At 59.9% G+C, this 26,084-nt stretch carries 21 protein-coding genes and 2 pseudogenes; 18 read left to right on the forward strand and 5 right to left on the reverse strand.

The window, feature by feature from the left end; genetic code table 11:
• Nucleotides 1-18: 18 nt before the first annotated feature.
• On the reverse strand, nt 19-1,110 hold the full coding sequence (locus tag RVAN_RS18055; RefSeq protein ID WP_013421132.1) for a YncE family protein: 1,092 nt from the start codon (nt 1,108-1,110) through the stop codon (nt 19-21).
• Nucleotides 1,111-1,469: 359 nt separating this feature from the next.
• On the opposite strand from RVAN_RS18055, the gene RVAN_RS18060 reads away from it, so the two are divergent.
• Nucleotides 1,470-2,255 carry an enoyl-CoA hydratase gene (locus RVAN_RS18060; protein ID WP_013421133.1) on the forward strand — a complete coding sequence of 262 codons (786 nt, stop codon included), beginning with the start codon at nt 1,470-1,472 and terminating at the stop codon, nt 2,253-2,255.
• A 113-nt stretch (nt 2,256-2,368) separates the two neighbouring features.
• Here RVAN_RS18060 and tolR read toward each other — a convergent pair whose 3' ends face one another.
• Genes tolR through RVAN_RS18075 form a run of 3 tightly spaced genes read right to left on the reverse strand, consistent with a single transcriptional unit; the run spans nt 2,369 to nt 4,390 of the window.
• On the reverse strand, nt 2,369-2,908 hold the full coding sequence (gene tolR, locus RVAN_RS18065) for a protein TolR (protein WP_013421100.1): 540 nt from the start codon (nt 2,906-2,908) through the stop codon (nt 2,369-2,371).
• Nucleotides 2,889-3,629, reverse strand: coding sequence for a MotA/TolQ/ExbB proton channel family protein (locus RVAN_RS18070; RefSeq protein ID WP_013421099.1), 741 nt, complete (start codon nt 3,627-3,629; stop codon nt 2,889-2,891). Before RVAN_RS18070 ends, tolR begins: the two co-directional genes overlap by 20 nt.
• A gap of 29 nt (nt 3,630-3,658) precedes the next feature.
• Complete coding sequence (locus RVAN_RS18075) at nt 3,659-4,390, reverse strand: TonB C-terminal domain-containing protein (protein ID WP_013421098.1); 732 nt, start codon at nt 4,388-4,390, stop codon at nt 3,659-3,661.
• 911 nt (nt 4,391-5,301) lie between these two features.
• Here RVAN_RS18075 and cysK point away from each other — a divergent pair.
• The 12 genes from cysK (at nt 5,302) to RVAN_RS18135 (ending at nt 21,913) form a co-directional block, all read left to right on the forward strand.
• Nucleotides 5,302-6,300, forward strand: a complete 999-nt coding sequence (gene cysK, locus RVAN_RS18080) for a cysteine synthase A (protein WP_013421135.1) — start codon at nt 5,302-5,304, stop codon at nt 6,298-6,300.
• A gap of 9 nt (nt 6,301-6,309) precedes the next feature.
• A complete protein-coding gene (locus RVAN_RS18085; protein ID WP_013421136.1) occupies nt 6,310-6,762 on the forward strand; it encodes an RrF2 family transcriptional regulator in 453 nt (150 codons plus the stop codon).
• Nucleotides 6,763-7,774: 1,012 nt separating this feature from the next.
• Complete coding sequence (locus RVAN_RS18090; RefSeq protein WP_013421137.1) at nt 7,775-10,207, forward strand: TonB-dependent receptor; 2,433 nt, start codon at nt 7,775-7,777, stop codon at nt 10,205-10,207.
• A gap of 185 nt (nt 10,208-10,392) precedes the next feature.
• Nucleotides 10,393-11,568 carry a 2-hydroxyacyl-CoA dehydratase subunit D gene (locus RVAN_RS18095; protein WP_013421138.1) on the forward strand — a complete coding sequence of 392 codons (1,176 nt, stop codon included), beginning with the start codon at nt 10,393-10,395 and terminating at the stop codon, nt 11,566-11,568.
• 15 nt (nt 11,569-11,583) lie between these two features.
• A complete protein-coding gene (locus tag RVAN_RS18100) occupies nt 11,584-12,423 on the forward strand; it encodes an ABC transporter ATP-binding protein (protein ID WP_013421139.1) in 840 nt (279 codons plus the stop codon).
• The gene (locus tag RVAN_RS18105; RefSeq protein WP_013421140.1) at nt 12,420-13,289 is read left to right on the forward strand and encodes an ABC transporter permease; all 870 of its coding nucleotides are present in this window, start codon (nt 12,420-12,422) and stop codon (nt 13,287-13,289) included. The genes RVAN_RS18100 and RVAN_RS18105 overlap by 4 nt, the downstream gene beginning before the upstream one ends.
• 46 nt (nt 13,290-13,335) lie before the next feature.
• Nucleotides 13,336-14,757, forward strand: a complete 1,422-nt coding sequence (locus tag RVAN_RS18110; RefSeq protein WP_013421141.1) for a 2-hydroxyacyl-CoA dehydratase family protein — start codon at nt 13,336-13,338, stop codon at nt 14,755-14,757.
• Between the two features lie 10 nt (nt 14,758-14,767).
• Entirely contained in the window at nt 14,768-15,856 is a 1,089-nt protein-coding gene (locus RVAN_RS18115) for an aliphatic sulfonate ABC transporter substrate-binding protein (protein ID WP_013421142.1), read from the forward strand.
• 12 nt (nt 15,857-15,868) lie between these two features.
• A complete protein-coding gene (locus RVAN_RS18120; RefSeq protein ID WP_013421143.1) occupies nt 15,869-16,696 on the forward strand; it encodes an acyl-CoA dehydratase activase in 828 nt (275 codons plus the stop codon).
• Nucleotides 16,697-17,019: 323 nt separating this feature from the next.
• Nucleotides 17,020-18,264, forward strand: coding sequence for an MFS transporter (locus tag RVAN_RS18125; RefSeq protein ID WP_049779544.1), 1,245 nt, complete (start codon nt 17,020-17,022; stop codon nt 18,262-18,264).
• Nucleotides 18,261-20,066, forward strand: coding sequence for an ABC transporter ATP-binding protein (locus tag RVAN_RS18130; protein ID WP_081449537.1), 1,806 nt, complete (start codon nt 18,261-18,263; stop codon nt 20,064-20,066). Before RVAN_RS18125 ends, RVAN_RS18130 begins: the two co-directional genes overlap by 4 nt.
• Nucleotides 20,067-20,080: 14 nt before the next feature.
• Nucleotides 20,081-21,913: an ABC transporter ATP-binding protein gene (locus tag RVAN_RS18135; protein WP_013421146.1), complete on the forward strand. Its 1,833-nt coding sequence runs from the start codon at nt 20,081-20,083 to the stop codon at nt 21,911-21,913.
• Between the two features lie 151 nt (nt 21,914-22,064).
• Here the strand turns inward: RVAN_RS18135 and RVAN_RS20430 are convergent, their stop codons facing one another.
• On the reverse strand, nt 22,065-22,205 hold the full coding sequence (locus RVAN_RS20430; RefSeq protein WP_155942516.1) for a hypothetical protein: 141 nt from the start codon (nt 22,203-22,205) through the stop codon (nt 22,065-22,067).
• A 145-nt stretch (nt 22,206-22,350) separates the two neighbouring features.
• On the opposite strand from RVAN_RS20430, the gene RVAN_RS18145 reads away from it, so the two are divergent.
• The 5 genes and pseudogenes from RVAN_RS18145 to RVAN_RS20955 all read left to right on the forward strand — a co-directional run.
• Nucleotides 22,351-23,055, forward strand: coding sequence for a Crp/Fnr family transcriptional regulator (locus RVAN_RS18145; RefSeq protein WP_013421147.1), 705 nt, complete (start codon nt 22,351-22,353; stop codon nt 23,053-23,055).
• Nucleotides 23,056-23,499: 444 nt separating this feature from the next.
• Nucleotides 23,500-23,898 carry an NADH:ubiquinone oxidoreductase subunit NDUFA12 gene (locus RVAN_RS18155; protein ID WP_013421148.1) on the forward strand — a complete coding sequence of 133 codons (399 nt, stop codon included), beginning with the start codon at nt 23,500-23,502 and terminating at the stop codon, nt 23,896-23,898.
• On the forward strand, nt 23,888-24,679 hold the full coding sequence (locus RVAN_RS18160) for a class I SAM-dependent methyltransferase (RefSeq protein WP_013421149.1): 792 nt from the start codon (nt 23,888-23,890) through the stop codon (nt 24,677-24,679). Before RVAN_RS18155 ends, RVAN_RS18160 begins: the two co-directional genes overlap by 11 nt.
• Nucleotides 24,680-24,772: 93 nt before the next feature.
• Nucleotides 24,773-25,488, forward strand: a pseudogene (gene istA, locus RVAN_RS20950) (IS21 family transposase); the annotation flags it as partial.
• Nucleotides 25,480-25,830, forward strand: a pseudogene (locus tag RVAN_RS20955) (ATP-binding protein); the annotation flags it as partial. The pseudogenes istA and RVAN_RS20955, both read left to right, overlap by 9 nt.
• Nucleotides 25,831-26,084 lie beyond the last annotated feature (254 nt).

Raw genomic sequence — 26,084 nt, forward strand, 5'->3', positions numbered from 1 at the left:
CGAAGGCGCGCCGAGGCGTCAATGGCAGACGCCATACGCGCCAGCCATCTCGGCAAGCGTCGGCGCGAAGTCGAGCTTTATCCTCGCCCCCACGGCGCGCGATGCGGCATCGATCGCGATCAACTCACGGGCGCTCTCGACGGGAAGATAAAGTTTCGTCGTCTCCGGTGTCACGACGCCCGGCCCCGCCGTTCCAGAAATGGCGATCCGCCCCGAAGGCACCAGTTTTTCCATGTCGTACACGAAGATCGTCTTCGTGCCCGGCACAAAGGCGACCGTGTCGAAATATCCGCTATAGGCTCTGCTGATGGCAGGTTCGGCCTCAAGGTGAACCGCCTCTCCCGTTGCCTCAAGCGGCACAATTTCGATGGTGCCCGATGCTGGGTCGGGGAGCAGCAGCCGCGCGATCGTGGGATAGATGGTCCGGCCTCTCGTGGGGGTCTCCTGATACCCGGCTGTTTCCAGGTTGAATCGCGTCAGGAACGGGTCCGGACCGGCAGATAATGCAAACCCGTTCTTCCCCAGCAGTGAGCGCGAAAGTGCTCTGGCGGGCCGGGTGCCGATAATCGACGTCAACTTGCCCGTCAATGCGTCGTAGACCGAGACGCCGTCAATAGAATCGGCGGCTATGAAGATGCTCGCTCCGTCCTTCGCGACCATAAGATCGCGGATATCGGACGGCCCCTTGATGCGGGCTTTTTCTCCCATCACAGACAGATCGATGAGAGCAATTTCGCCTGCCTTGTCATTCGCCGCAATGACGGTGCCCTCATCAGCGGTTATCAGCAGGCGTGTCGGCGCAAAATCGAACGGCAGAACCCTGACGGCACCAGATGCAATTTCGGCGATGGTGACGCCGAAGCTCTTGCCATCGATCGCGACGAGTTTGGCCTGCGCTCCCGACACCCGCATCTGAAGCGGCACGATGCCCAGTGCAATTGTGCCGACGACGCTATCTCGATCGACATCGACAGCCGTCACCGAAGACGCATCGCGCCCCGCCACGAAAACCAGGCGCTGAACATTTGAAGGCATATCCGACGCGCGGGCCAGCGACAAAGGCATGACCAGCAGAGCCAGAAAAACGCAGAAGCGGAAGATCGGATTCATATGTGGGGTGCCATCGATGCCTTACGTCGGTCATGGGATGCGGCTGGCGATGCCCCGATTCCAAAATCAGCTCGGCACCTTCTTCAGACCGCCGTGCACATCCGCTTAAGATTATGCCAAAGAAGCTTTCGGGTGCTAGATAAAATGTCCGGCAGGAGGAGCTACTTTCAGGCCAAAGCAGCTGCACATCGTCTTCGGCTTGCCGTCGTCTCGGGGTGTTCATGTAAAGCGGATGCGCGAACCCGAGCCGCTCGAATGAGTGCGGTGCGCCTGCGTACCGAAATACTATCAGCACACTGTCTCTACACCAACGTTATGTGCGATGAACGCGTTGCCACAAAATCCCGAGGATCGAACCGATGTCCGAATCTCCTTATATTCTGCGTTCCGATAATGAAGGCGTCGTCACGCTGACACTCAACCGGCCGCAGAATCGCAACGCCCTGTCGTTCGGCATGCTCGAAGCTTTGCGCGATACCCTCGCCCAGATCGCGGAAGACGAAAACGCTCGTGTCGCCATCCTGGCGGGGGCCGGTCCGGGCTTTTGTGCCGGTCACGATCTCAAGGAAATGCGCGCTACCGGTTTCGACGATGCCTTTGTGGAGCGGCTCTTCAAACTTTGCTCCGAGGTCATGCAGGCAATCGTCCACTTGCCGAAGCCGGTCATTGCCCGCGTCCACGGCATCGCCACAGCCGCGGGTGCCCAACTCGTCGCCAGCGCAGATCTCGCCTTTGCGGCGAAGGATGCCCGTTTCGCGACGCCGGGCGTCAACATCGGCCTGTTCTGCCTCACGCCTGCCGTCGCCCTGTCGCGCAATCTGGCAAACAAGCACATGATGCAAATGCTGCTTTCCGGCGAACTGATCGACGCCGAAACGGCGCTGCGCTTCGGTCTTGTCAACGAGGTTGTTGCGGGCGACACGCTGACCGAGGTTACAGCAGCATTCGCGCGGAAAGTCGCGTCGAGGTCTCCTCTCACGCTGGCGGTCGGCAAGCGCGCTTTTTCCCAGCTCACGGAATTGCCGCTGTCCGAGGCTTATGCCCATGCCAGCAAGCTGATGGCCGACAACCTCAAGGCCCACGACGCCCGCGAAGGGATCGAGGCCTTTCTCGACAAACGCGACCCCGTTTGGCGCGGGCGCTGACCGCGGGACCGTAGCGACTTTCACACAGACCTGGCTCACAATCGATCTCATGGTCAGAACGGTGTCGGTGCAAGCGCCGCCACGACCGCCGCTACGCCGCGTCGGTCAGGCTTTCACTGCGCGGGCGCGGTGGCCGCAGGCGCAGGCGGAGCGGTTGCGGGCGAAACGGCAGGTGCCGCGGTTCCGCTGTCGCCCGGTGCCGAATTCACCGAAGCGCTTCGCACACCCGGGCCTCCCGGAGCTTCGGTCACGAGCGCAACCTTCGTGAAGCCGGCGGAACTGATCTGCCCCATCACCTCCAGCACGGCGCGATAAGGAAGATCCTTGTCGGCGCGCACGTGGATGCGCCGGTCGAGTTCGTTTTCCGCATGATTTTGCAGCGTCGAGAGAAGTAGTTCCAGCGGAACCTCTTCCGTGCCGATGTAATATTGTCCCGCAGCGTTCACACTGACGGCAAGCGGCGGTTTCTGGTCGTTGAGCGGTTTTGCCTGCGTCTTGGGAAGATCGACCGGCACACCCGCCGTCATCATCGGCGCGGCGACCATGAACACGATGAGGAGCACAAGCATCACGTCGACGAGCGGCGTGACGTTGATCTCGTTCATCGGGGCGTCGTCCGACGCGTCGTCGGAATTACGCAGCGAGGCGCCCATGAGTCTCTCCTTTCGAAAGCTGTCTGGATAGTTCGACGCCATACACTTCAACGAACGTCTTCAGACTCTTGCCGAACTGCCCGATATTGCCGTTGATGCGATTGTAGAAGACCACCGCCGGGATGGCGGCGACGAGGCCGAGCGCGGTGGCGAAAAGCGCCTCCGCGATGCCAGGCGCGACGACGGCGAGGCTCGTATTGTTCGAGGCGGCGATACCCTGGAAGCTGTTCATGATGCCCCAGACGGTGCCGAACAGGCCGACGAAAGGAGACACCGCGCCGATGGTGGCAAGGCTCTGCAGGCCGCCCTTCAGCCGATCGAGGGTGTTGCTGCTGGCGAGCTGCCCGACGCGATAAACGCGGTCCAGAAGGCTCTCCTGTTGGGCCGCGCTGTGGCGCAGCTCTGCCGAGCGCTTGTTCTCATCGATCATCGACTGATAGACGACGCGAAGCGGATCGTTTGGCTGCACCTTGAGAAAGGTTTCGGAAAGATCCGTAAGAGGAACACCGTGAGCGAGGCTCTTCAGCAGACGCTTTGCGCGCGCATTCAGGATCGCCAGTTGAATCGACTTCGCTGCAATGATGCCCCAGCCCCATGCGGAGGCGAGGATCAGGAGCCCCATCACGGCCTTCACAACGATATCGGCCTGCTGGAACAACTCCAGCGGGGTCAGGATGTGGGCGGCGCCTGCTGCAGCGAGGCTCGAAGCGGGATCGGCCATTGTATGTCCTTATGTCGGTTATCAGTTTGCTATTGGGAGCGATAGACGATCGCGCCGGCGATCCGGTAACTCTTCGCTCCGAGGCTTGGCGGCGCCGGGAACGGAGCCGACCGCGCGAGCGCCTCGGAAACGGCCCGATCGAGCGCCGCATTGCCGGAGTTCACGACCGACTTCGAGACGAGTTCTCCACCCGCACCGATCACGATCACATAGCTGATGCGCACCGACTGCCCTCGCGAGAGCGCCGACTTCGGGAAGCCACTACTGGCGACGCGGTTGATGCGCTGATAGACCTTGTTGGCGTAGTCGCTCGGAACTGCGCCGGGAGTTTGCGCCGTTGCGGGTCTCGGCTTGGGCTTCGGTTGCTGCTTTGGCGGCGGAGGCGGCTCCACGGGCTTCGGCGGCGGTGGCGGCTCTTCCTTCACTGGCTCGGGCTCCGCTGCCGGCTCTGGCGGCGGCGGCTCGGGAGCGACCTCGGGCTCCGGCGGCGCTGGTGGCTGCTCTGGTTCTTCCGGAACAGGGTCTTCGTAAACGACTTCGACGGGAGCCTCGAGAGTAATCGGCAGCGCCTCGAAATTGATCGTAAGCAGAGCGACGAGCGCTGCAGAATAGATGCCAATCCCCGACAAGATGAGAGCATAGGGCTGTCGGCGCGCATCAAGACCTAACACCGCGGCCGAAATGGGAGCCGGTTCACCTTCCCGGGCAGGCAGCGAAAACGCCGCATCGGGCGTCAACTTGCTGGTGACTTCCAGGTTCATCAATAATAGGCCCTTAGTCGTCGTTTTCGGGTGCTCGTCAATTAGCACTACTTACATATATTTTGTCAACTTATTGTGTTTCGGATAGCAAACTTCCATTGAAATAGTCGTCCATGTTTTGGGAATTATCAGAAATATATTCGCTGAGCAAATCGCCTTATAGCGATAAATGGGTGTCTATATCCAACCCTGATGGTGATATTATTATATTTTAGCATCCGTATCACCGAGCCAGTCGCAGAGAAAACTGGCATCTCTCCGCGCTATGGCCGGACATAGTCAACCTGGTCGCTCACCCACCTCTGCATCGCACAGCGCCCAAGAGGCAACTACGAGATGCCCCGCGTCTTGTCGATGGATCCGTTCCACTGATTCTGCAAAGCTCTACGTCCGCTGCACAAGACGTCGCGATGCCCTGAACCGAAACGGCTTTCGAGCAATTACCCCATCTCCACGATAAAGTTGGAAATAGTCAGCGCCTCTTAATCAGTCGGATTTCGTGTTAGGGGAGTCTGCGGTCTCAGCAAGTTCGTCAAGCGAAACGGAGGCTGTCAGCCGCCGCTGGTACTTGGCGGCGTTTTGTTTTGAGTACATCGGCGTCGAAATCGGTTGCCGTCTTTCCAACATGACACACCCTCCCAAACGCACCACTGGAATTTTATGATAAAACCACTAATCTAGTCAAGAATGTCAAGCTCGCGCCTATCTTTTTAATCCTCCTGCATTCCTGCATTCCTGCATTCCTGCAAAGCAGAGCGCATTTCGCACGCGCGAGGGCGAATGTGCGAGCGAAGCGGCGTTGGCAAATGCACCGCCTTGGCTTTAGCGACGAGCCTCTTGGGCGACTTTGCCTACCAAGGGCAACGAAAGGCGGCTTGAAATCTCTAGCCGGATATCGAAAGGAAGCGTCCATGCAACGGCGTGCCAGAAAGCGCCCGGCCCAGACACGCTGGGGTCGTGGCCATATATATAAAGACATAACGGGTGCCATCGGTAATACGCCGTTGGTTCAAATCAACGCTATGGCTGAAGCCGCAAATGCCCACGCGACATTGTTAGCCAAGCTTGAATTCATGAACCCGTTGGCTTCTGTGAAAGACCGGATCGCTCTCGCCATGATCGAAGCCGCCGAGGCGGAAGGTCGTATCGTTCCTGGCGAAAGCGTTTTGATCGAGCCGACCTCCGGTAACACTGGCATCGCATTGGCATTTGTGGCGGCGGTCAAACGTTACCGGCTGATCGTGGTGGCGCCCGAGAGCATGTCTGTTGAAAGGAGGAAGATGCTCAGCCATCTCGGCGCTGAAATTCAACTCACTCCGGCAGCTCTTGGCATGACCGGCGCGCTGTCTCAAGCGGATGCTCTGGCGGCGAGACTACCGGAAGCCGTGATATTGCAACAATTCTCCAACCCCGCTAACCCGACAATCCACGCGATGACTACCGCCGAGGAAATTTGGGCCGACACTGACGGCGCCGTTGATGTGGTTGTTGCCGGCGTGGGAACCGGGGGCACATTGACCGGTTGCGCGCGGGTATTGAGGCCGCGTAAACAGGGTCTCCAGGTCATTGCGGTGGAGCCTGAGGCGAGTTCTGTGCTTTCCGGAGGCTCTTCGGGCTCCCACGGGCTTCAGGGCATCGGACCAGGTTTCATACCCGCCGTCCTGGATCAGAGCTTGATTGATGAAGTGCTCACGATCAGTAACGAGACTGCGTACGAAACGGCGCGTCAGGCCGCTAAACTCGAGGGGTTGCCGATCGGAATCTCATCGGGCGCCGCCTTGGCCGCTGGTCTCAAAATTGCAGCACGGCCGAGACTTCGCGGCAAGACCGTGGTCGTTATCATTCCATCTTCGGCGGAACGAGAGCTGTCTACCCCCCTGTTTGAAAGCACAAGTCGGATCAACGACTGAGAGGAAATCATGCTTTCCGCCAAATGCAAATACGGCCTCAAGGCCATGGTCTACATAGCTCGTCGCGGAGACAAGGGACCTGTGCTGATTGCTGAGATTGCCGAGGCAGAAAACATCCCCAAAAAATTTCTCGATGTGATTTTGCTGGAGCTAAAAGTGAACGGAATGCTCACCAGCAAGAAAGGCAAGGGTGGAGGCTATCAGCTTGCTCGCAGGCCCGGTAAAATAACCGTGGCCGACATTGTGCGCGTCCTCGGTGGTCCGAATCTGGCTCCGGTGCCATGCGTTTCCAAGCTGAATTATCGCCCTTGCACGGACTGCAGGGACGAGCAGACGTGCGTGATTCGGTCGGTCATGCTGGAAGTGCGTGACGCTATCGCTGCGGTCCTCGAAAACGTTACACTGGAAGAGATGTCAAACCGGGTGCCAGCGGCGGCGCAAGTCCTCATGTTCGACATCTGAGAAGCAATGCCTCGGATCGACGGTTGCTGCGGAGTAATCGCAGCGATTTTCGTCTTGTTAGCGACCGGCTGCGGCGTGGAGCGCTGCGAGCTTGGCATGTCGATGGCAGATCGAAAGGGTGGCTCGATTGCCCCTCGACGCGGGCAAGGCGGTTCCGCCGGTAGTTTCGCGGCGCAGGCGACTTTCATTTTGCTGCGGCCATGAGCGTGCAACCCGACACGCGCTGGCTTCAGTCTGACCCGCTGCTGTCCGCTATTGATCACATCCTGAAGCGCGCGGCGGCCAAGCGAACCGCGGCAGGACGACTCCACTGTGGTCGCGAATTGCTTGGTGACGAGGGCTGAACGGCATTTTCGGCAGCACTGTTGGAGATCTTCTAGTGGTCCGATTCCGACATTTGCATCCGTTCGCGGCACCTCGTGAGCAAATGTCGGAATCACAAGGACCACTAGCAACGTGATGATTTTTAGTGGAGCTTTTGGATTTGACATTTGAGCGAGAGCTCGCTGCAACCGGGACTCAAATGTCAAACTCGCTCCACTAACATCCTTCAGCCCGGCAGTGCCTCCCGCACGAGCGTAGTTCCCCTACGCAGCTAAAGCCAGTCGAAGGCACAATTTGTCACATCCCCTCGTGGCCAGCGCATATTCGAAAAAGTTAATATTGACATTGTCTACTAGTTTAATAGACAATATTCCAATCGCATTTGGTTCCGGCTGAGCCAGCGAAGAAGCAGCTGATACGTAGCGTCCCCTATTAGGGGGCAACCGGGCGCTTTGCCTCTAGTGATATTGAGCAGAGCAAACAACTAAACCATCCGGAAGTTGGACTACCATCAATTTCCGCGGGCACTTGGGGTGGGGATCGTAAAATGAGTAGCAAATCATCGGGGAGCGCAAGCTCCGCGAGGGGTCGAAATGCGCCTAACTTTAGATCAAACGCGTTCTTCAGCGGAGCATTGGTCTTTGGGATCGCGGTCACCGCATCCGGAGTTCAGGCTCAGGAGCAGCCTGTGGTGAAAGCCCCGGTAGACCGCAACAACGCGCGGATAGCTACAACTCCAACCACAGCCCAGAACGGTGCGCCGGATTCGGGCGTGCCTGGCGCCAACTCCGCCCAGAATGCAGGCAGCGCAACAACTGCTGGAGCAACAATTCAAGACGTCATCGTTACAGCGCGCCTACGTGAAGAAAACTCGCAGGACGTTCCAATTCCGACAACAGCGTTAAGCGGTGAAACGCTCAACCGCGAGCATCACGCGACTGTCAAGGACTTCACACAGAAAGCTCCGAGCCTCACCGTCAACGCGCCCAACGCGCGCCAGACCAGTATAGCCATCCGCGGACTTGGCAAGAACAGCGCCAACGAAGCGCTTGAGGGCAGCGTCGGCGTCATCGTCGATGGCGTGTTTATCAGTTCAGTTGGTATGTCGTGGGCCGACTTTTCCGATGTCGAGCAGATAGAAATACTCCGGGGCCCGCAAGGCACGCTGCTTGGAAAGAACACAACGCTTGGCGTGCTCGCTATTACATCGAAAGCGCCGAGCTTCACTCCCGAAAAGGAGGTTGAAGTTACATACGGTAATCGTGACCTATTTGTTACGAAAGCGTCGGCAACCGGCCCTGTGATCGACGACAAGCTCGCCTATCGTGCCTCTGTTTACTTCAACCATCAAGATGGTTTTTTGGAGAATCAGCAGCCCGGCGGTGAGGCCTTCGACGGGGCCTCGGACAGATGGGGCGGCCGTCTCCAGTTCCTCTATACGCCAAATGCGAACGTCACCAACAGGACAATCATCGATCACGGTCAGTCCAACGAGCCCGTCAACGTCAACTTTCCGGTCCGGGATCCTCAAACCTACTCAGATAACGGGGCCTCGCGCGGCAACACCTATACATCCCGGCTTGCCCGGTTCAGCTATCAGCAAACCTTCAATTCCTGGGATAGCGCGAACCTCGACGGTCAAAAGAGGATTGGGACGTCTCAGAACGGCGTTTCCACCCAAACGGACTGGCGAACCGGCGGCTATACCGTGACTTCTATCAGCGCGTATCGCGACTTTGCCTTCGACGCCCTCAACGATTCCGATTCCACGCCGCTCAGTATTTCGCGCGGAGGCACTCTGGTCGATGCGAAGCAGTATTCACAAGAACTTCGCGTGACCTCACCAAAGAACGTCGAATTTCTTGGTCAGAAATTCGACTATCAAACGGGTCTCTACGCCCTGCGGAACGAGGTCGAGACGACCAGCCGAACGACCTATGGAACCGACGCAGGAAGATTTTACGCCTCGACGGTGCAATATAACGCCTTGTCGGCTCAGGCGCTGAGCGATTCACTGAACGGCGTGTTCCTGCGCGCCGCAGAACACCCGAATACAACGAGCCTTGCGGCCTATGGTCAGACGACATGGCACGCAACGGACAAGGCTGACCTTACACTCGGTCTTCGGAACACCTACGAAGAAAAGACCAACTGGATCCAGAAGTGGTATGTCGGCGGCGTCGATCTCTCATCTTTGTATTCGGGAAACACCTTGAACTATGTAAACTCTATCAGGAATGGGCAGACGAAGCTTCTGACACTGGGTACGGGGCCTCTTGTTGGGGAAACCATCTACGCCGACTCCTGGTCCTGGCTGATTAACCCCAGTTATAAGATTACGGACGACATCCTCGGCTACTTTTCCGTAAGTTCCGGAGAAAAATCCGGCGCCGTTCAATTCGATAAGACAACCGGCGCTCCTGCAAACGTCGATCCCGAAAAGACCCTCGATTACGAACTGGGGCTGAAGACGTCCTGGCTGGACCGCAAACTGACATTAAACCCCAATCTTTTCCACACACAAATCACCGACTATCAGGCGCAGTTGTCAACAATACTGGCGGGTCAGAACTCGGCGACAAGCTACCTCGGCAACGTCTCGGGTGTCCGGTTGCGGGGCGTGGAGGTCGAGGGGAATTATGTCACCCCCATCGAAGGACTGCGCTTAACCTTTAGCGGCGCCTACAATGACGCAATCTATTCGGACTTCAAGAACGCCCCCTGCGCAACTGATCTATCGTACACAAGCACCCAGGTTTGCGATTTTTCGGGCAAACGGCTTTCCGGCGCGCCGCGATGGATCGCCAACGCGGGCTTCGACTACACTCGCGAAGTAGCAGATGGCTATACCGCATTTTTCTTCGTCAGCGAAACCTTCAGAACGCGAGCCAACCTCAACACCTCTCTATCCGTGTACGGATGGCAAGACGAATACTTCCTCACGAATGCTGGCGTAGGTATCCGCCCAGACAGCGGAGCTTGGGACCTTTCGGTTTGGGGCAAAAATATCTTCGACACGCACTACTTCACGAACCTATCCAGCCTCTCATCAACCTCAAGCGTAAGCGGGACTCCGGGAGATCCCCTTACATTCGGGATCACGTTCCGTACCAAGTTGTAGACCATCTCGGGTTGATAATGGGCCTAAACCGCGCCTTACTGCCAAACGAAACGCAATAACGACAATAATGGAGAGTGGAGCGGCGAATCCGAGAAGATCTCTCCTAGCAGGCCACAAATAATATCGCGCTGCGACACATCAAGTTTCAGCGCCACTATCATCGAGAAGGATCACAGAGGGCAATAATGTCGATTAAAACGATAGAACAAATCAGGAAGCGTTTGGCCGAGAGGCCGGCAGAAATTGCCGAGGCCCGTCGCGGCGGCGCAAAGGTCGTGGGCTGGTTCAATTACAACGTGCCCGAGGAAGTCATCGATGCCTTGGGTCTGATCCCGGTCCGGCTGGGAACCGGAGGCAGCGACCGCCTGGTCGAACTCGGCTCCCGCTACATCTCCACAGGGAACTGCGTGTACGTCCGCCAGGCCGCCGGGCTTTTTGCCGAAGCGGAGGATCCCTACATTGTCAACTCGGATCTCGTCGTCTTTGATGTCACTTGCAAGCAGGTTTACCGCTTAGCCGAGATAGTTAGCCATTACTTCAACGTGAATACGCTGGTGCTCGGCGTACCTTACAACTTCACAGTCCCCGCCGGTGTTACCTATTTCCGCAAGGAGACTGCCGCGCTCACGCGTCGGCTGGAGGAACACTTCGGCGTGACGCTGACCGCAGATAACCTGCGCGCCTCAGTTCGGCTGTATGAGGAGATACGTGCCGCCATTCGCAAACTGTACGAGTATCAGAAGCAGCGGAAGTCGCCGATCAGCTGGAGCGAATCCAACGAGGTCGTGCAGGCGGGCAATTTTTTGGATCGGCGGGAGTATCTTTCGCTGCTGGAGCAGTTGCTGCAGGAGCTGAAGAACTCGAGCCGTGATGCTTACCGTCATCTTGGCGAAGATGCGCCAAGGCTTTTGCTGACCGGCAGTATCATCCCGCCCGGTGACAGCAAGCTGCCTGGCGTGATCGAGGAGCTTGGCGGAAGGATCGTCGTTGACGACCTGTGGTCTGGTTTTGCGCCCGCAAGACTTATCCACGTTCGGGGCGACACACTTGATGACGTTGCCGACGGCTATCTGGTTCCGCACGCCTCGCTGCCCAATCTCGATTTCGAGGGCGACACAAGGTTGAGCAACCTCAAGGCATTGTCGGCCGAGTTCGACGTGAGCGGCGTCCTTTTCCACTCCTTGCGTTACTGCGATGCATTCACATTCAAGGCACCGGAGACCAAGCGGTTCTTCCTTGGGCTCGGCATCTCCTTCCTAGAAATACATACCGAATACGCAGGCTCGGACTATGAGGCGATCCGCACACGCGTCGAGGCCTTTCTGGAGTTGGTCAAAGGTCGCTCGGCGGCACTGGTATAAGGCGGGCCCATTCCCATGGAAAAAATCCTCATCAGCGGTGTCAGGAAGGTTTTCCGCATCAAGGCAGGGGGCGACGCGGCACGAGGTGACGAGCCCGGCGAGTTGACGGCTCTCGACGGGGTAGATTTATCCGTGCGCGCTGGCGAGTTCGTCACTCTTGTCGGCCCGAGCGGCAGCGGGAAATCGGTGCTGCTCGACATCGTGGGAGGACTGGCGTCGGCCTCGAGCGGCAGGGTGAGCATTGATGGAGTGGAAGTTCACGAGCCCGCCCGCAACAGTGCCTACGTCTTCCAGCAATATGCGCTCTTTCCGTGGCGCAGCGCTATCGGCAACGTCGAGTATCCGCTTGAGGTGCGCGGCGTTGGCAAGGCCGAGCGGCGCGAGAAGGCCCGGCAGCTCCTCGCGCTCTTCGGCCTCTCCGGCTTCGCCGAGCGCTATCCGAACCAGCTGTCCGGGGGCATGCAGCAACGCGTCGCGATCGCTCGAGCGCTAGCGAGTGATCCCGAGGTTCTCCTCATGGACGAGCCCTTCGCAGCACTGGACGCGCAGACCCGCGAGATACTTCAGGGTGAGTTGCTGCGCATCTGGGAAGAGATTCGAACAACGGTCCTCTTCGTCACTCATGGCATCGACGAGGCCGTCTTCCTTGCCGACCGCGTGGTGGTGATGACCGCCAGACCGGGGGTCGTGAAGAAGATCATTGATGTTGAACTGCCAAGGCCGCGCCTCGACCACATACGTTCCAGTGCGGAGTTCAACGCCTGCCGTCGGGAGGTGTGGGAAGCTCTGAGCGACGAGGTCAAGAAGGCGCAGCGAGACCAGGAATACGTCCTAGAAACCGAGAGTGCATCATGACCGGCTTACAGTACAAGATCAGAGGTGCAGTGGGCCTTGACGGTGCGGCGCTGCAGCTCCCCAAGACAACAGCGTCTCGCAGAACGAAGCGTCGAAAGCCCCCGGCGAATCTTGTCTACGGACTGCCACTTCTTTTCGCGGTGGCGACGCTATGGGAACTTGCGCCCAGACTCGGCCTTTTGAACCCGATCTTCTTCCCAGCCTTTTCGGAGGTGGTGAGCGCCTGGGTGGATCTTATCGTCAACGGGTCGCTGCTCAGCGATGTCTGGGCCAGTCTCCGCCGCAGTGCCACGGGCTTCCTTCTCGCAGTTCTGGTAGCGGTGCCCCTCGGGTTGCTGATGGGAAGTTACCGCAAATTCGAGCGCTTGACCGATCTGTTCGTGCAGACACTGCGCAACACGCCGCAATATGCCCTGCTCCCCCTTTTTGTGCTGACGATGGGCATCGGCGAAGCTTCCAAGATCGCCATCACGTTCTATGCGTCGATGTGGATGCTGCTCATCAATACGATCAGCGGCGTCAAATCGGTTGATCCCACGCTGATCAAGGCAGCCAGGTCGATGGGCGCCAATGATTTCGATCTCTTCCGCAATGTGGTGCTGCCTGCCAGTGTCCCGTCGATCACAGCTGGCGCGCGGCTCGCGGTCAAGGCGTCGGTCGTCTCGGTCATCGGCGCCGAGATGTTGGCTGCCCAGTCAGGCGTTGGGCATCTGATCCAGAATGCGCAGCTGATGATGCAGGTGCCGGAGATGTACGCCGGCATCCTGACGCTGACTGTCATCGGAACGACGATCAACTACCTCCTCGTCTGGGCGGAAAAAAAGGCGAGCGGCTGGAAGTACGGCCGCGAGACATCAGCCCTCTAGCAACAACCGCAATCCCTTTCAGATCCAAGTCAAGGACGACGCACTCATGAGCACGGCGACACTCCAGACAAACGCAGTTAGAGAAGGTTTCCGCTATCCGGAGTCCATTCGCGAGGCGTTCATCGCAACTCCGGGCCTCAACTTCCGCGACGGCAGCTACGTCTCCTCGGAAAAGATGTGGGAGTTTCTCACGGTCGAAGCGCCGCGGCGGTTCCCCTACTCCTTCAGCGAGGAGCGGATTTTCGGCGAATCCCTGCACGATTACACATATTTCGCAGGCATCAAACACAACTACCTGAACCTTACGCTGCGCGACCGACTGCTCAAGGCGCACGCGAACGGGGTGCCGATCATACATGTGCAGGGCGGGCAAACAGTCGACCCCTTCTTCGCCGCTGGGGCTATTCCCGTAGTCCCAGGGCCGTTGCGTGGTTGGGCTACGAGCATGAAGGAGGGGCTAACCCTCTATCAAGCGGGTCAACGCGCCACTGACATCCTGGAAGCCGGACGCAGCGCGATCTCCGTCGATTGCTGCAACAATCCGGTTGGCGCCATGGAAGCAATTCGCCAGAACCTCATCCCTATCGACATGGTGGTGCCCTACCTCGCGCTGCGTTGCACGGACATCGCCTACACACTGGAGTCCTATCGCACCCTCGTTAAGGACATCCCGCTGCATTTCATCGACTACCCCGTTACCCGGGACACGGAATGGACGGTTCAGTACGTAGCCGAACTCCTCCGTGATTTGGTGAAGAGGATCGCCCAACTTCGGGGCGTCGAGGTCACCGAGGAAGATCTCTGGAAGGAGATCAAACTCGAAAACCGGGGCCGCAAGTTCGCCCGCGATGCGGTCGAGTTGGTCTGGCGAGCCGAGTTGCCGCCGATTCGTAGCCAGAATCTTTCCGGCATCATCACTGGCGGACGCTTCGATCGCGGCGACTCGCTGGCCGGAACCGAGTTGCTTGAGCAAGACTTCGCGGAGGTGACGCAGCGTGTCAGGGACGGTGTCCTGGCGCCGGGTGTCTCCGAGGACGCTGTCCGGCTCATCTCGGTGGGTTCATGCTTCGGGCTTCAGTCAGACTTCGTTGAGGCACACGGCGGGGTCGTCGTCGGCACCGACGATCACCTCAGCAAAATCTACGCGGATGTCGGCGAATACGGCGATCCTTATGAGCGGATGGCCGAGAGCATTCTCTCATACAACTACGAAAAGGAGACCGAGAAGCGAGCCGCCTATGTTGTCGACCTCGTGCGCCGCTCCCGTGCCAACGGTGTCGTGTGTGGCTACAACTGGGGCTGCAACTACCAATCGGCGGTATCACGCATGATCGCCGACATCGTCAAGAAAGAGACCGGCGTGCCGACGCTCAACCTCGTCGTCAACGGCCTCGGCCTGAGCCGTCTGCAAGGCAATGAGCAGACGCAAAACCGTATCGAATCCTTCATCGAGATGATCCGCCACTAAGGGGGGTAGTATGTCATCAGTCAAAAGCAAGGCTCGGCTTCGCCTGGGTTTGCTGGCGGTGGCGGTCGTGGCGCTGGTGGCCGTGGGCTTGTCCGTGGCCTCCTTCTCCAACTCCGATGGCCGGCAGATTGAGGTCATCCGTGTCGGCAGCACGGCGCCAGGGCATCTGGTGTTCACCGTCAGCAAACACCTCCACGCGTGGGATAGGGAGTTCGCGCCCGACGGCATACGCATCGAGTACCTTCCCTTCACCGGGGGAGGTTCCGAGGCGGCCACCGCTCTATCGTCGGGCAATCTGGAATTCATGTTTACCGCCAGCAACCCTGCTCTTCGCGCGGCCGCCTCCGGTGCGGACGTGAAAATGGTGGCCGTCTCCAGCTTTGCGCGACGAGGCGCGTCCTCGATCATCGTTCGCGCAGACTCGCCCATCCGGTCGGTGGCTGACCTGAAAGGCAAGAAGGTGGCCTATCTCGCTGGCACGGTGCGGCACGCTTCGCTGGTCAGGGTGCTGCAGTCGGTCGACTTGACGATCAAGGACATACAGTCGCTGCAACTCGACGCGATGGCGTCCGCGCCGGCCTTGCTGCGCGGTGATATCGACGCGCTGGTCGAAGGTGAGGGAACGGTCTGGAAGCTGATGCAGCAAAAGGCCGTCCGTGTGCTTGTCGACGGGCGTAATCATCCAGAGTGGGCGACGCCGAGCGTCATCACCGTAAACGGAGACTTCGCTCGTCGTCATCCAGACTTGGTGCGCCGCTTTCTGGCCGTCGATTTGCAATGCGCCGAGTGGGCTGATGCCCATCCAGAGGAAACCATTCGGGTGCTCTCAAAACTGAATGGGCAGCCGGTTGAATACCTCCGGACCTATCACCCGGACGGGCGATTTTTTGCCCAGCCTGCGATCACGAGCGAGGCTCTGCAGTCGTTGCGCGACGAAGAGGAGTTCATGCGGAGCACCGCCCTTTTGAAGGGCTCGATCGATCACGGCACCTGGGTGGACAGAAGTTACATCGACGCGGTTTACGCCGCGTCCGGCAAAGGAAACGCGAGCGAAACAGTGCGCGTTGTTTCCGATCAAAAAGCACAAGCTTCGCAATAAGAGGAGATCGTCATGTCGTCTGTAAACAAAGTAGAAGGAATTTACGCCGGGGTTGATGTCGGCTCGCTGGCTTCCAAGTCCGTGGTGCTGCGCGACGGCGAGATCATCGGCCAGGCCATAATTGCCAGCGGGCTTAGCTCGGACGCCAGCGGCAAGAGCGTGTTGCTGGAGGCTCTTGCCAACGCTGGCGTGGAACTCGCGGACGTTAACCACGTTGTCGCGACAGGCTATGGACGCATCACCGCATCTTACGCCACCAAGACGATAACCGAAATCAGTTGCCACGCCAGAGGCACCAACTTCCTCTATCCGAACGTGCGCACCATCATCGACATGGGCGGCCAGGATTGCAAGGCAATCCGCGTCGACGGCACCGGCAACGTCAGCGATTTTGCCATGAACGACAAGTGCGCAGCCGGCACCGGCCGCTTCCTTGAAGTCATGGCCGGCGTTTTCAAGACGCCGCTCGGTGAACTCGGGGATCTGGCGCTGAAGGCGACCGGACACGTGCCCATGAGCAGCACCTGCACCGTCTTCGTCGAGTCCGAGACGATCTCGCTGCTGGCGCGTGGAGAAAATCCGTCCAACATCCTGGCCGGCATCCATTATGCGATCGCGCGCCGCATTGCCGGGCTTTTCGCCCGCGTGGGCATCGAAAGCGATGTCTTCTTCTCAGGCGGCGTCGCCAAGAACAAAGGCATGAAGGAAGCAATCGAAACCGTTCTCAAGGTCAGCATCGTCGAGCCGATTTTCGATCCGCAACTGACCGGTGCTCTCGGTGCCGCGGTGTTCGCGCAAGCCATCGGCGCGCGCGAGGCGAAGAAGCTGGTGGAGGCTTAGTGCTGCGGATTTTACATTTGATGCACGCACCGCCTGTGGTCCCTTAATCGAATGCAAAAGTCGAAAGGCATTGGAATCAATCGGTTGTCAGTGCCTTCGAGGCGCATACGTTGCTTGGGCTGACCAAACGTATGCGCCGGAGCACCTGATCGGCCGAAATATACCGCCGAACGGCGCCCTCCCGAAATGGTCAGCGGCGCAATGAAAAATGGCTGCGCGGCGGTCGATTCAGCGACGACCGCCGCTTCTGCTTGCGAACGACATCACGGACAGGCGCCCCTTCCCCGCCGCGCGCCGATTTCAACAGGACATTGCATTTGCTGATGAATGGTCACGTGAAGGGCTTGTATGACCGCCTCGGTCTGGCCCGGATGGCAATATCGCTGCGGCATAGGAACTACCGACTGTTTTTCATCGGGCAATCGATTTCCAACGTCGGAAGCTGGATGCAGAAGATTGCTATCAGTTGGCTGGTCTACCGGATGACCGACTCGGTCTTCATGCTCGGGTTTGCCACGTTCGTCGGTCAACTGCCATCCTTCGTGATCTCTCCCTTCGCGGGCGTGCTCGCCGACCGATGTAACCGTCGTACGCTGATGCTGGTCCTGCAAACGAGCCAACTCCTGGTCGCCGCGACGCTGGCGGCCATCGTCTGTCTCGGTGTGGCGCAGGTCTGGCAGTTGCTTTTACTGAACTGCCTCATAGGCATTCTCAACGCCTGCGATCTGCCCGTTCGGCAATCCTTTACGGCGGAGATGATTGGCGAAGGCGAGGCGTCCGTCTTGAGCAACGCGATCGCGCTCAACTCCACCATGATGAATCTAGCCAAATTGATCGGCCCGGTCCTCGCCGGAACGCTAATTACCATTGCGGGCGAAGGTGTCTGTTTTATATTCAATGCCGTCAGTTTTCTCGCCGTACTTGCCTCGCTTTGCATGATGCGTGTACCGCGTCGCAAGCTGCCGCCGCGCGGTGGCGCGATCCTCGGGGAACTGCTCGGCGGCCTTCGCTATGCCCGCCATCATTCCCATATTCGACGCACCCTCGTGCTACTGAGCGTCTTCGCGTTCCTTGGTCAGCCGCACATCTCCTTGCTGCCCGTTTTCGCCAAGGAGGTGCTCGGCGGCGGCCCGGATACACTTGGCGTCTTGATGGCCTGTCAAGGGCTAGGCGCGGTCTGCGGCGCGATGTATCTGGCCGGACGCGCGTCGACGGAGGGCATTGAACGCTGCGTTGCGCTCGCCTGCATGCTCTACAGCGCGTGTCTGTTCGCCTTCACGTGCTCGCAAAACCAGGCGCTTTCCATGGCCCTGCTCGTAGTGACCGGCTTTGCCATGATGGTTCAGATGGCCGGGAGTAACACGATCCTGCAGACCCACACTGGTGCGGATATGCGGGGCCGCATCATGAGCTTCTACGCCGTCGCGGTTATGGGTATGACGCCTCTGGGCAGCCTTATTGCCGGGGGGGTCGCTGATCGAATCGGAGTCGCGGACACAGTAGCAATCGGCGCTGGTCTCTGTCTGCTGGCTGGTCTTGGATCTTGGCGCCTGATCAAGAGCGAATGATGGGCGAAGCCGAGAAAACACCTGAGGAATTCCAGACCAACACTGGAAAGTGGAAAGCATTCCTATGGTCGTATCTTCGGCGATACCGCCTGCGCCTGGCGTTTGGTGTGGCGTTTGTCGTTGCGCGCGACCTTATAGGTTACACCATTCCGCTCCTGATAAGCATCGGAATAGACACTTTGGCGCATTCGCCGAGAGAAACCGCCAGCGCAGGCGTCGCTCTTGTCAGTCTCGGCATCGCTGCTGCTGCCTTGCCGCGATTTGCATTTCAGACCGCCGCAAGGCTTAGCTTGATGTCGACCTCGCGCAACATCGAATACGAGATGCGCCGCGACTTGATGCGCCATTTCTTTGCACTTGACGCATCCTTCTGGTCTCGCACCCGTGTTGGCGACGCAATGGCTCACGCCGTCAACGACCTGAATGCCGTACGCATGATGGTCGGCCCGGGTGCGACGGCACTTTTTGAGGGAGTCACGGCGCTGCCTGTTGCCTTGGCGGTGATGGGTTGGGTGAATTGGCACTTGACATTGGCTGCGCTGCTCCCGCTGCCCTTTGCCTTTTGGGCGCTTCTGTACGCCGGGCGCATGATCCGCCATCGCTTCGATGCTATTCAGAGCCTGTTCTCCACCATGAGCGCCGCCGTCCAGCAGACGGTCTCCGGTGTTCGCGTGGTGCGAGCCTTCGTTCAGGAGCAAAACGAGACCAGCCGCTTCGACGAAATGAACCGTTCCTACGCGAAGTCCAACCGCGAACTGGCTTTGTACTCAAGTTCGCTCGATCCAATGCTGGCTTTTGCCACAGGTCTGTCGGTCCTGATTGTGCTCGGCTACGGCGGCAGGCTCGTCCTGGAAGGCAGCCTGAGTGTGGGCGACTTTGTCATGTTCACCACTTACATGGCCCTGCTGTCGCGTCCCGTCTCTTCTCTTGGGCGAGCTGTCAATCTGTTGCAACGCGGTGCCGCTTCAGTCGCCCGCTTGCACGCACTCTTCGCACAGAGGCCAAAAATCGTCGATCCCGGCGTTTCCGGCAAAGATAGCGGTGCCGCGCCCGTGCCGCTGCGCGAGCTTCAGTTCGATGACGTTTCAGTGAGCTTTGGAAAGAACGTCGCGCTGGCCGGAGTGAGCCTGCGGATTCCGTTCGGCAGCACGGTGGCGATTCTCGGCCCGACTGGGGCGGGGAAGACAACTCTAGCGCGGCTGATCCCGCGCTTGCTCGATCCGAGCTCCGGTTGCGTCCGTTTCGATGGTCGCGATGTGCGCGACATGCCGCTGGAACAGCTGCGCTCGCAGATCAGTCTGGCATCGCAGGAAACCTACCTTTTTAGCGCCACGCTCGGCGAAAACATCGCCATGGGCGCGCCGTCGGCGTCCGCTTCGCAGATTGCCGAAGCCGCACAGATGGCTGGCCTCGAAGAAGATTTGCGCGCGTTTCCTCTCGGGTTGCAGACGATCGTTGGGGAGCGTGGCGTCATGCTCTCCGGCGGGCAGAAGCAGCGTGTCGCTCTGGCGCGAGCTCTGTTACGACGCCCGCGCATTCTGGTGCTTGATGACACGCTCTCCCGCGTCGACGCCGTGACCGCAGACTTCATACTGCGTCAGTTGCGGCATGCGTCCTGGTCGCAGACGACCGTCTTCATTGCAACCCGGATCGCTGCAGCACGGCATGCCGATCACATCGTGATCCTAAGCGAAGGGCGAGTGGTCGAGGCCGGGCGCCATGACGAGCTGCTGGCGAGCAACAGCTACTATGCGCGGATGGCGCGCCTTCAAAATCTCGAACACGAGTTGGCGACGCTATGACAAGAGATGACGCCATGCTCCCCACCGCATCCGTCGACGAGGTTCCACCCAGGTTGGACGACTGGTCGGTGCTTACGAGACTCCTGGGCTTGCTGTCGCCCTATTGGGGGGAGGTAGCGGCCTCGGTACTTTGCGCACTGTTCGCTACGGCTCTCCAAATTATCAACCCGCTTCTGCTTTCCATCGCCATCGACAAGTATTTCCTCCACCACGAGCCAGCGATCGATTGGCTTCGCATCTGGCTGCCGCAGGATGCGCAACGCGGGCTGCTATTACTGTCGGTCCTCTTCTTTGCGGGCGTGGTCCTGTCATTCTTGTTTCAAAGCCTTCACGCGTATCTCGCTCAGAGCTCCGGGCAAAAGGCCATGGCCGACCTGCGCCATCGCATCTTTACACATTTGCATCGACTTCCGGTCGCCTTCTACGACGTCACTCCGGTGGGACGATTGGTGACCCGCGCCACCACCGATGTCGAGGCGCTCAACGATCTGTACACGAACGGCATAGTCTCGGTGCTAGCCAACTCTGTCATGACCCTTTGCTTTCTGGCGGCGGCGCTGCATCTGAACAGCCATCTGAGTATCGTTCTGCTCGCGTTTCTTCCCCTCTTTACGATAATGACACTGTGCTTCCGGCGCATTATCACCCGCAGCCAGCAATACGGGCGCATCCTGCTGGCTCGCATCAATTCCTTTATCGCCGAGAACGTCGGCGGCATCGACGTCGTGCATCTGTTCAATCGCCAGAAGCCGCATCTGGAACGCTTCGACGAGATGAACTCGGCCTACAACACCACCTCCATGCAATGGGTCACAGCCAACGCATGGTTCATGCCGGTGGTCGAAATACTCGGCACGATTTCCCAAGCAGCGCTCTTGTTCATGGGAGCCTGGCTATTGCAAGACGGCCAGCTCTCGATTGGGGTGATTGTCGCCTTCCTGCAGTATGCGACGCTTTTCTTGCGTCCCATCCAGGAGATAGGCGAGCGTTATGGTGTGCTGCAATCGAGCGTCGTTTCTGCCGAAAAGGTCTTCGGGTTGCTCGACATGCCTCTGTCTCGCTTGCAGGACGGGGGCGCATCGCCCGCGTTAGCCCACGCGGAGATCGAGTTTGATCACGTCTGGTTTGCCTATAAGGGCGACGAGTGGATACTGCAGGATGTCAGCTTCAAGGTAGCGAGCGGAGAGTCCTTGGCGATCGTCGGGCATACCGGCGCCGGCAAGACGACAATCGTCAACCTTTTGCTACGCTTCTACGAGCCGCAGCGCGGTGTCATCCGCGTCGGCGGCGTCGACATTCGCAGCATCCCTGCGTCGTCCCTGCGCAACCGTTTCGGCGTGGTCCTTCAGGATACTTACGTGCGCGAGGGCAGCATTCTGGATAATCTGCGCTTCGGGGCCTTAGGAGATACCGAAGCGCAGGTGCACCGCGCCGCCGAAAAGACAGGGCTCTTGATGATGGCTGATCATTTCTCCGAGGGGTTACACACGCAGGTGCACGAACGCGGAGACAACCTCTCCTCTGGCCAGAAACAGCTCATAGCCATGGCGCGCGCGATGGCTCGCGACCCGGATTTGCTGATCCTCGACGAGGCAACCGCGAATGTCGATTCCGAGACCGAGGAACGAATGCAAAAGGCAGTGGAGATGTTTCTCCGAGGACGGACGTCCGTCATCATAGCGCACCGGCTCGCGACAATTCTACACGCCGATAACATCATCGTCATGCACAAGGGGCGCGTGGCCGAAAGCGGAAATCACCGTGCATTGATACACGCTCGGGGACTTTATTGGCGGTTGTGTCAGCTGCAATACGGCGAAGTGGCCACTGATTTAGTTCGCCGCTGAAGCCAAGGTCCGAGAAGGCGAGGGTTGGAAGCCGCTCTCTTTGCTGCGATCAGCGTAGCGGCCGATCTGACGAAGGCCATTCTGCCGGTGATCGCAGGGCTTTCGGTGTGCTCCGCTGTCGGCCTCGCGTCCATGTGCAACTGGTCCACACCTATCGCAGCGCCTTCAGATCGCCGAGGCGGATCGGCGAACGCTCTTCCCAAGGCGGCTTGAACAGAGGCGGCGCGGCTGGGCGGTCGCATCGGGCATCCTCGCTGTAAGGATTGGCGCGAAGCTGGCGTGTACCCTGCATGCAAGCGCGCAGTGGATCGCCAGACCTTCAGAACTCACGGCGGCCCGAGACATGAGCGATTGACAGTTCGCGGGGCGCATGAAGACTCGAAGGGGCGTCCGTCATCGCGCATCGCGACAGAAGCGCCCCGCCGAGGAAGAAGCCCATGCCGCCGCGTTTCAGTATCGACGACATCCTCGCGAAGCCCTCGGGAGCCTCCTTCTTCGACGGCTTCATCGCGCAAAGTCACGAGAAGGGCGGCCTCATCAGCGCGGGGCTGCCGGATCGCGACGGCGTCCTTGTGGTGATGGACGGCAAGCTGCGCGTGTATCTGATCGGCGAGGACAGGGAAATGACGCTGTTCTACCTCGTCCCCGGCGACATGTTCTGCACGCATTCCGGCTGCCTGATCGAGGCGGTGGAAAAGACCGATATTCGCTACGCCGACATCGGGACTTTCGCGAAGAAGCTGGAGGACAACCCGTCGCTGGCCTTCGGCCTCATCGGCATCCTCGGCCGGGCGATGATGGGCTGTATGCGGACGATCGAAGATCTCGTCTTCCGGGACATCAAGCAGCGGCTCGCGCGCTTCTTCCTCGACCGCGCGAGGGTAGCGCAGGGAAACGCCGGGACGGAAGTCCCGCTTTTCATCGAGCTGACCGTGGAGGAAATCGCCAATCTCGTCGGCTCCTCGCGACAGACCACGTCCGCCGCGCTGAACGCCCTCATGCGAGAGGGCCTCATCAGCCGGAAGGGCCGCTCGAACTATACGGTTGCGGATGTCGGCCGACTCGCGGCCGCAGCCGGGACCGCCTTTCCCCCGCCCGATGAGACGACACGCCCCGCCCGCCAGGCGGATGGCGGCAGATAGACGCGTGCCCGGGCGTCGATGCGCGAAACCGCCATCAACGCTCCCCGCTTTGGTCGAATGGCCTGCGTTGGGGCTTGCTGACGGTATCCGCTCGGCGTCATCATGGACGCGGGAGCAAACGTCAGCCCGAAATGGAGGCGACATGAATTTGGGCCACATGGAACCGGGGCATTTCATCGGCGGAAGCCGCGTCGCCGGAACATCCGGTCGTTTCGCGGACGTTTTTAATCCTGCAACGGGTCGGCCCGAGAAGACGCCGCCGACCTCTACGCGGCGTTCGTGGCGGAAGGCGGCGCGGACAAGGATTTCTCGGGCGTCATGCCGTGGCTTGCCGCGAAGCCGCGCGAAGGTTGAGCCACGCGCAGAGACGCGATCTGGCGGGAGCGAATGGGTGGACGCCCGCCGTTGATTCGCGTAAAAGAAGTTGAAAGACCGAGGGCAAGCATGGGCTGGTTCAGCGATATTTTTACCTGGTGGAACGGCGCGACGTTGTCGACGAAGCTCTACACGAACGCGCGTGGCATCTTCGTCGGCGAAGACGAAGAGGGCAATCGTTACTATCAGGACGCGAGCGGAACCGGCTCGGCCGGCAAGCCGCGCCGCTGGGTCATCTACAAGGGCTATGCGGAGCCGAGCAAGGTTCCGCCCGACTGGTTTGGCTGGCTACACTACATCGTGGATACGCCGCCCACCGAGGAAACCTATCACGCGCGCCCGTGGCAGAAGCCGCATCAGCCGAACCTGACCGGGACCCCGGAGGCTTATCGCCCGCAGGGTAGCCTCGTCGGCGAGATGCGTCGTCCGAAGGGCGATGGCGATTATCAGCCGTGGAATGCCGAGTAAGACACCAAGCCATGCGCGCGCGGCCTCCGGCGAACAGAGCTGGAACGCGGCGGGCTATGAAGAGAACGCGCGTTTCGTCTCCGACCTCGGTGCGGACATCCTGTCATGGCTCGACCCCAAGCCGGGTGAGCGCGTGCTCGACATCGGCTGCGGCGACGGCGCGCTGACAGCCAAAATTGCGGCGCACGGCGCATCGGTTCTCGGCATCGACACGAGCGCGGCGCTACTTGCCGCCGCTAAGGCGCGCGGCCTAGACGTGCGCGCGATGAGCGGCGAGGCCATCGATCTGCCGCGTGAATTCGACGCCGTGTTCTCGAACGCGGCGCTGCATTGGATGACGCGCGCCGAGGATGTTATCCAGGGCGTTACCCGCGTGTTGAAGCCGGGTGGGCGCTTCGTCGCCGAGTTCGGCGGCTTCGGCAATGTCGCCGCCATCGTTACGGCGCTTCGCTCGGCGGCGCGCCTGTATCAAGGGAACGCCGCGCTCGCGCATCCATGGTATTTTCCAAGCCCGCGCGCCTATGAAGGCCTTCTCTACAAAAACGGCCTCATGTGCGAGCGCATCGAACTCATGCCGCGCCCCACGCCGCTGCCGACCGGCATCGAGGGCTGGCTCGCCACCTTCCGCAAGCCGTTCTTCGACCAGTTCGAGGGCAAGGTTCGCGACGCCGCTCTCGCGCACGCGGTCGAGCTGTTGCGGCCAAGCTTGCGCGACGAAGATGGGCGTTGGTGGGCGGATTATGTGCGCTTGCGCGTCGCCGCCAGACTTTTGCCGCGATAGGGCGCTTGTGTCGCTCAGCGATCTCCGGCGTCAGGCTTGGCTTCCCTCGCTTGCGCTGCCGGAGCGCTCGCGCTGGACGAACTGAACACCGAGCGCCATCGCGGCAACGCCGACGTGGTCCGCCAGGAGCTGATTGGCGAGAAGGGCATCGCCGTCAGCCTTCGCACGGTGGAGCGGGCGGTGGCGCGGTTCCGGCAGGAACTCGACGCCGAAGCGCGCGCCTGCGTGCGTTTCGAGACGCGGCCCGGCAAGCAGATGCAGATCGACTTTGGCGAGCGCCTGGTCGAGATCGGCGGCGTCAGGATCAAGGCGTTTCTGTTCGTCGCCACGCTCGGCTACTCGCGCCGGATCCATGTCCGCGCCTTCAGCGCCAGGAAAGCTGGTTCGACGGGCTGGAAAGCGCCTTTGCGAAGTTCGGCGGCGTGACGGAAGACGTGCTGTTCGACAACGCCAGGGCACTCGTCGACCGGCATGACAGGCTGACCGGCGCTGTCGCCTACAACGCAAAGCTGTTGGCTTTCGCCAGGCATTGGGGCTTTCGGCCGAAAGCCTGCGCTCCGTATCGGGCGCGCACGAAAGGCAAGACCGAAAACGGCGTGGGCTATGTGAAGAAGAACGCGGTCGCGGGGCGAGCGTTTGCGACATGGGATGCGTTCGAGGCGCACCTTGAGGCCTGGTCCCGCGAGATCGCCGACGCGCGCATTCACGGCACGACCGGGGAAAGCCCTGTGGCGCGCTTTCAGCGCGACGAGGCGGGCGCCTTGAAGCCGGCGGCCGGCGTCCCGCCGTTTCGGGCGGCGCGCGATCTCGCGGCTGGACGCTGGATCGCCAATGGCGAGAATGTGCTCCTGCTCGGGCCGCCCGGCGTCGGGAAAACCCATCTCGCCATCGCGCTCGGGCGCGAGGCCATTCTGGCGGGTTACGCCGCGCTCTTCATGCCGGCGACGGCGCTGGTGGCGCAACTCGCCAGGGCACATGTGGAAGGCCGGCTCGAGGATCGGCTCATGCACTTCGCCAAACCGAAGCTCCTGATCGTGGACGAACTGGGCTACCTGCCGTTCGAGCCCTCTGCGGCGCATCTGTTCTTCCAGCTTGTCTCGCGCCGCTACGAAAAGGGAGCGATGCTGATCACGTCCAACCGCAGCGTCGGCTGCGACAGAACCAAAGCCTCAAAGGACTGATCAATGACGGGGCAGTTCTTCGTGTCGAAACGGGGCAGTTCCGGATGTCGGTTGACACGCAAAGCGACGGCGAAAAGCGTTTCCTTACGCCTCTCTTGGAGCATTTCGGGACGACTCTTCTAAGGAAGATCAGGCAAGACGAAATCGACACGGCGGCTAAAAGGCTTCTCCCCAACGTCTCACCGGCAACCCGCAACCGGCAATTCTTCACGCCCATGTCGGCT

The sequence above is a fragment of the Rhodomicrobium vannielii ATCC 17100 genome (assembly GCF_000166055.1).
GTDB classification, from domain to species: Bacteria; Pseudomonadota; Alphaproteobacteria; order Rhizobiales; family Rhodomicrobiaceae; genus Rhodomicrobium; species Rhodomicrobium vannielii.

Coding starts and splice junctions, on each gene's coding strand:
- RVAN_RS18115 (WP_013421142.1), top strand. CDS start 14,768: ATGTCATCAGTCAAAAGCAAGGCTCGGCTTCGCCTGGGTTTGCTGGCG.
- RVAN_RS18145 (WP_013421147.1), top strand. CDS start 22,351: ATGCCGCCGCGTTTCAGTATCGACGACATCCTCGCGAAGCCCTCGGGA.
- RVAN_RS20430 (WP_155942516.1), bottom strand. CDS start 22,205: ATGCAGGGTACACGCCAGCTTCGCGCCAATCCTTACAGCGAGGATGCC.
- tolR (WP_013421100.1), bottom strand. CDS start 2,908: ATGGGCGCCTCGCTGCGTAATTCCGACGACGCGTCGGACGACGCCCCG.
- cysK (WP_013421135.1), top strand. CDS start 5,302: ATGCAACGGCGTGCCAGAAAGCGCCCGGCCCAGACACGCTGGGGTCGT.
- RVAN_RS18135 (WP_013421146.1), top strand. CDS start 20,081: ATGCTCCCCACCGCATCCGTCGACGAGGTTCCACCCAGGTTGGACGAC.
- RVAN_RS18120 (WP_013421143.1), top strand. CDS start 15,869: ATGTCGTCTGTAAACAAAGTAGAAGGAATTTACGCCGGGGTTGATGTC.
- RVAN_RS18160 (WP_013421149.1), top strand. CDS start 23,888: ATGCCGAGTAAGACACCAAGCCATGCGCGCGCGGCCTCCGGCGAACAG.
- RVAN_RS18075 (WP_013421098.1), bottom strand. CDS start 4,390: ATGAACCTGGAAGTCACCAGCAAGTTGACGCCCGATGCGGCGTTTTCG.
- RVAN_RS18105 (WP_013421140.1), top strand. CDS start 12,420: ATGACCGGCTTACAGTACAAGATCAGAGGTGCAGTGGGCCTTGACGGT.
- RVAN_RS18125 (WP_049779544.1), top strand. CDS start 17,020: ATGAATGGTCACGTGAAGGGCTTGTATGACCGCCTCGGTCTGGCCCGG.
- RVAN_RS18060 (WP_013421133.1), top strand. CDS start 1,470: ATGTCCGAATCTCCTTATATTCTGCGTTCCGATAATGAAGGCGTCGTC.
- RVAN_RS18100 (WP_013421139.1), top strand. CDS start 11,584: ATGGAAAAAATCCTCATCAGCGGTGTCAGGAAGGTTTTCCGCATCAAG.
- RVAN_RS18155 (WP_013421148.1), top strand. CDS start 23,500: ATGGGCTGGTTCAGCGATATTTTTACCTGGTGGAACGGCGCGACGTTG.
- RVAN_RS18110 (WP_013421141.1), top strand. CDS start 13,336: ATGAGCACGGCGACACTCCAGACAAACGCAGTTAGAGAAGGTTTCCGC.
- RVAN_RS18130 (WP_081449537.1), top strand. CDS start 18,261: ATGATGGGCGAAGCCGAGAAAACACCTGAGGAATTCCAGACCAACACT.
- RVAN_RS18055 (WP_013421132.1), bottom strand. CDS start 1,110: ATGAATCCGATCTTCCGCTTCTGCGTTTTTCTGGCTCTGCTGGTCATG.
- RVAN_RS18085 (WP_013421136.1), top strand. CDS start 6,310: ATGCTTTCCGCCAAATGCAAATACGGCCTCAAGGCCATGGTCTACATA.
- RVAN_RS18095 (WP_013421138.1), top strand. CDS start 10,393: ATGTCGATTAAAACGATAGAACAAATCAGGAAGCGTTTGGCCGAGAGG.
- RVAN_RS18070 (WP_013421099.1), bottom strand. CDS start 3,629: ATGGCCGATCCCGCTTCGAGCCTCGCTGCAGCAGGCGCCGCCCACATC.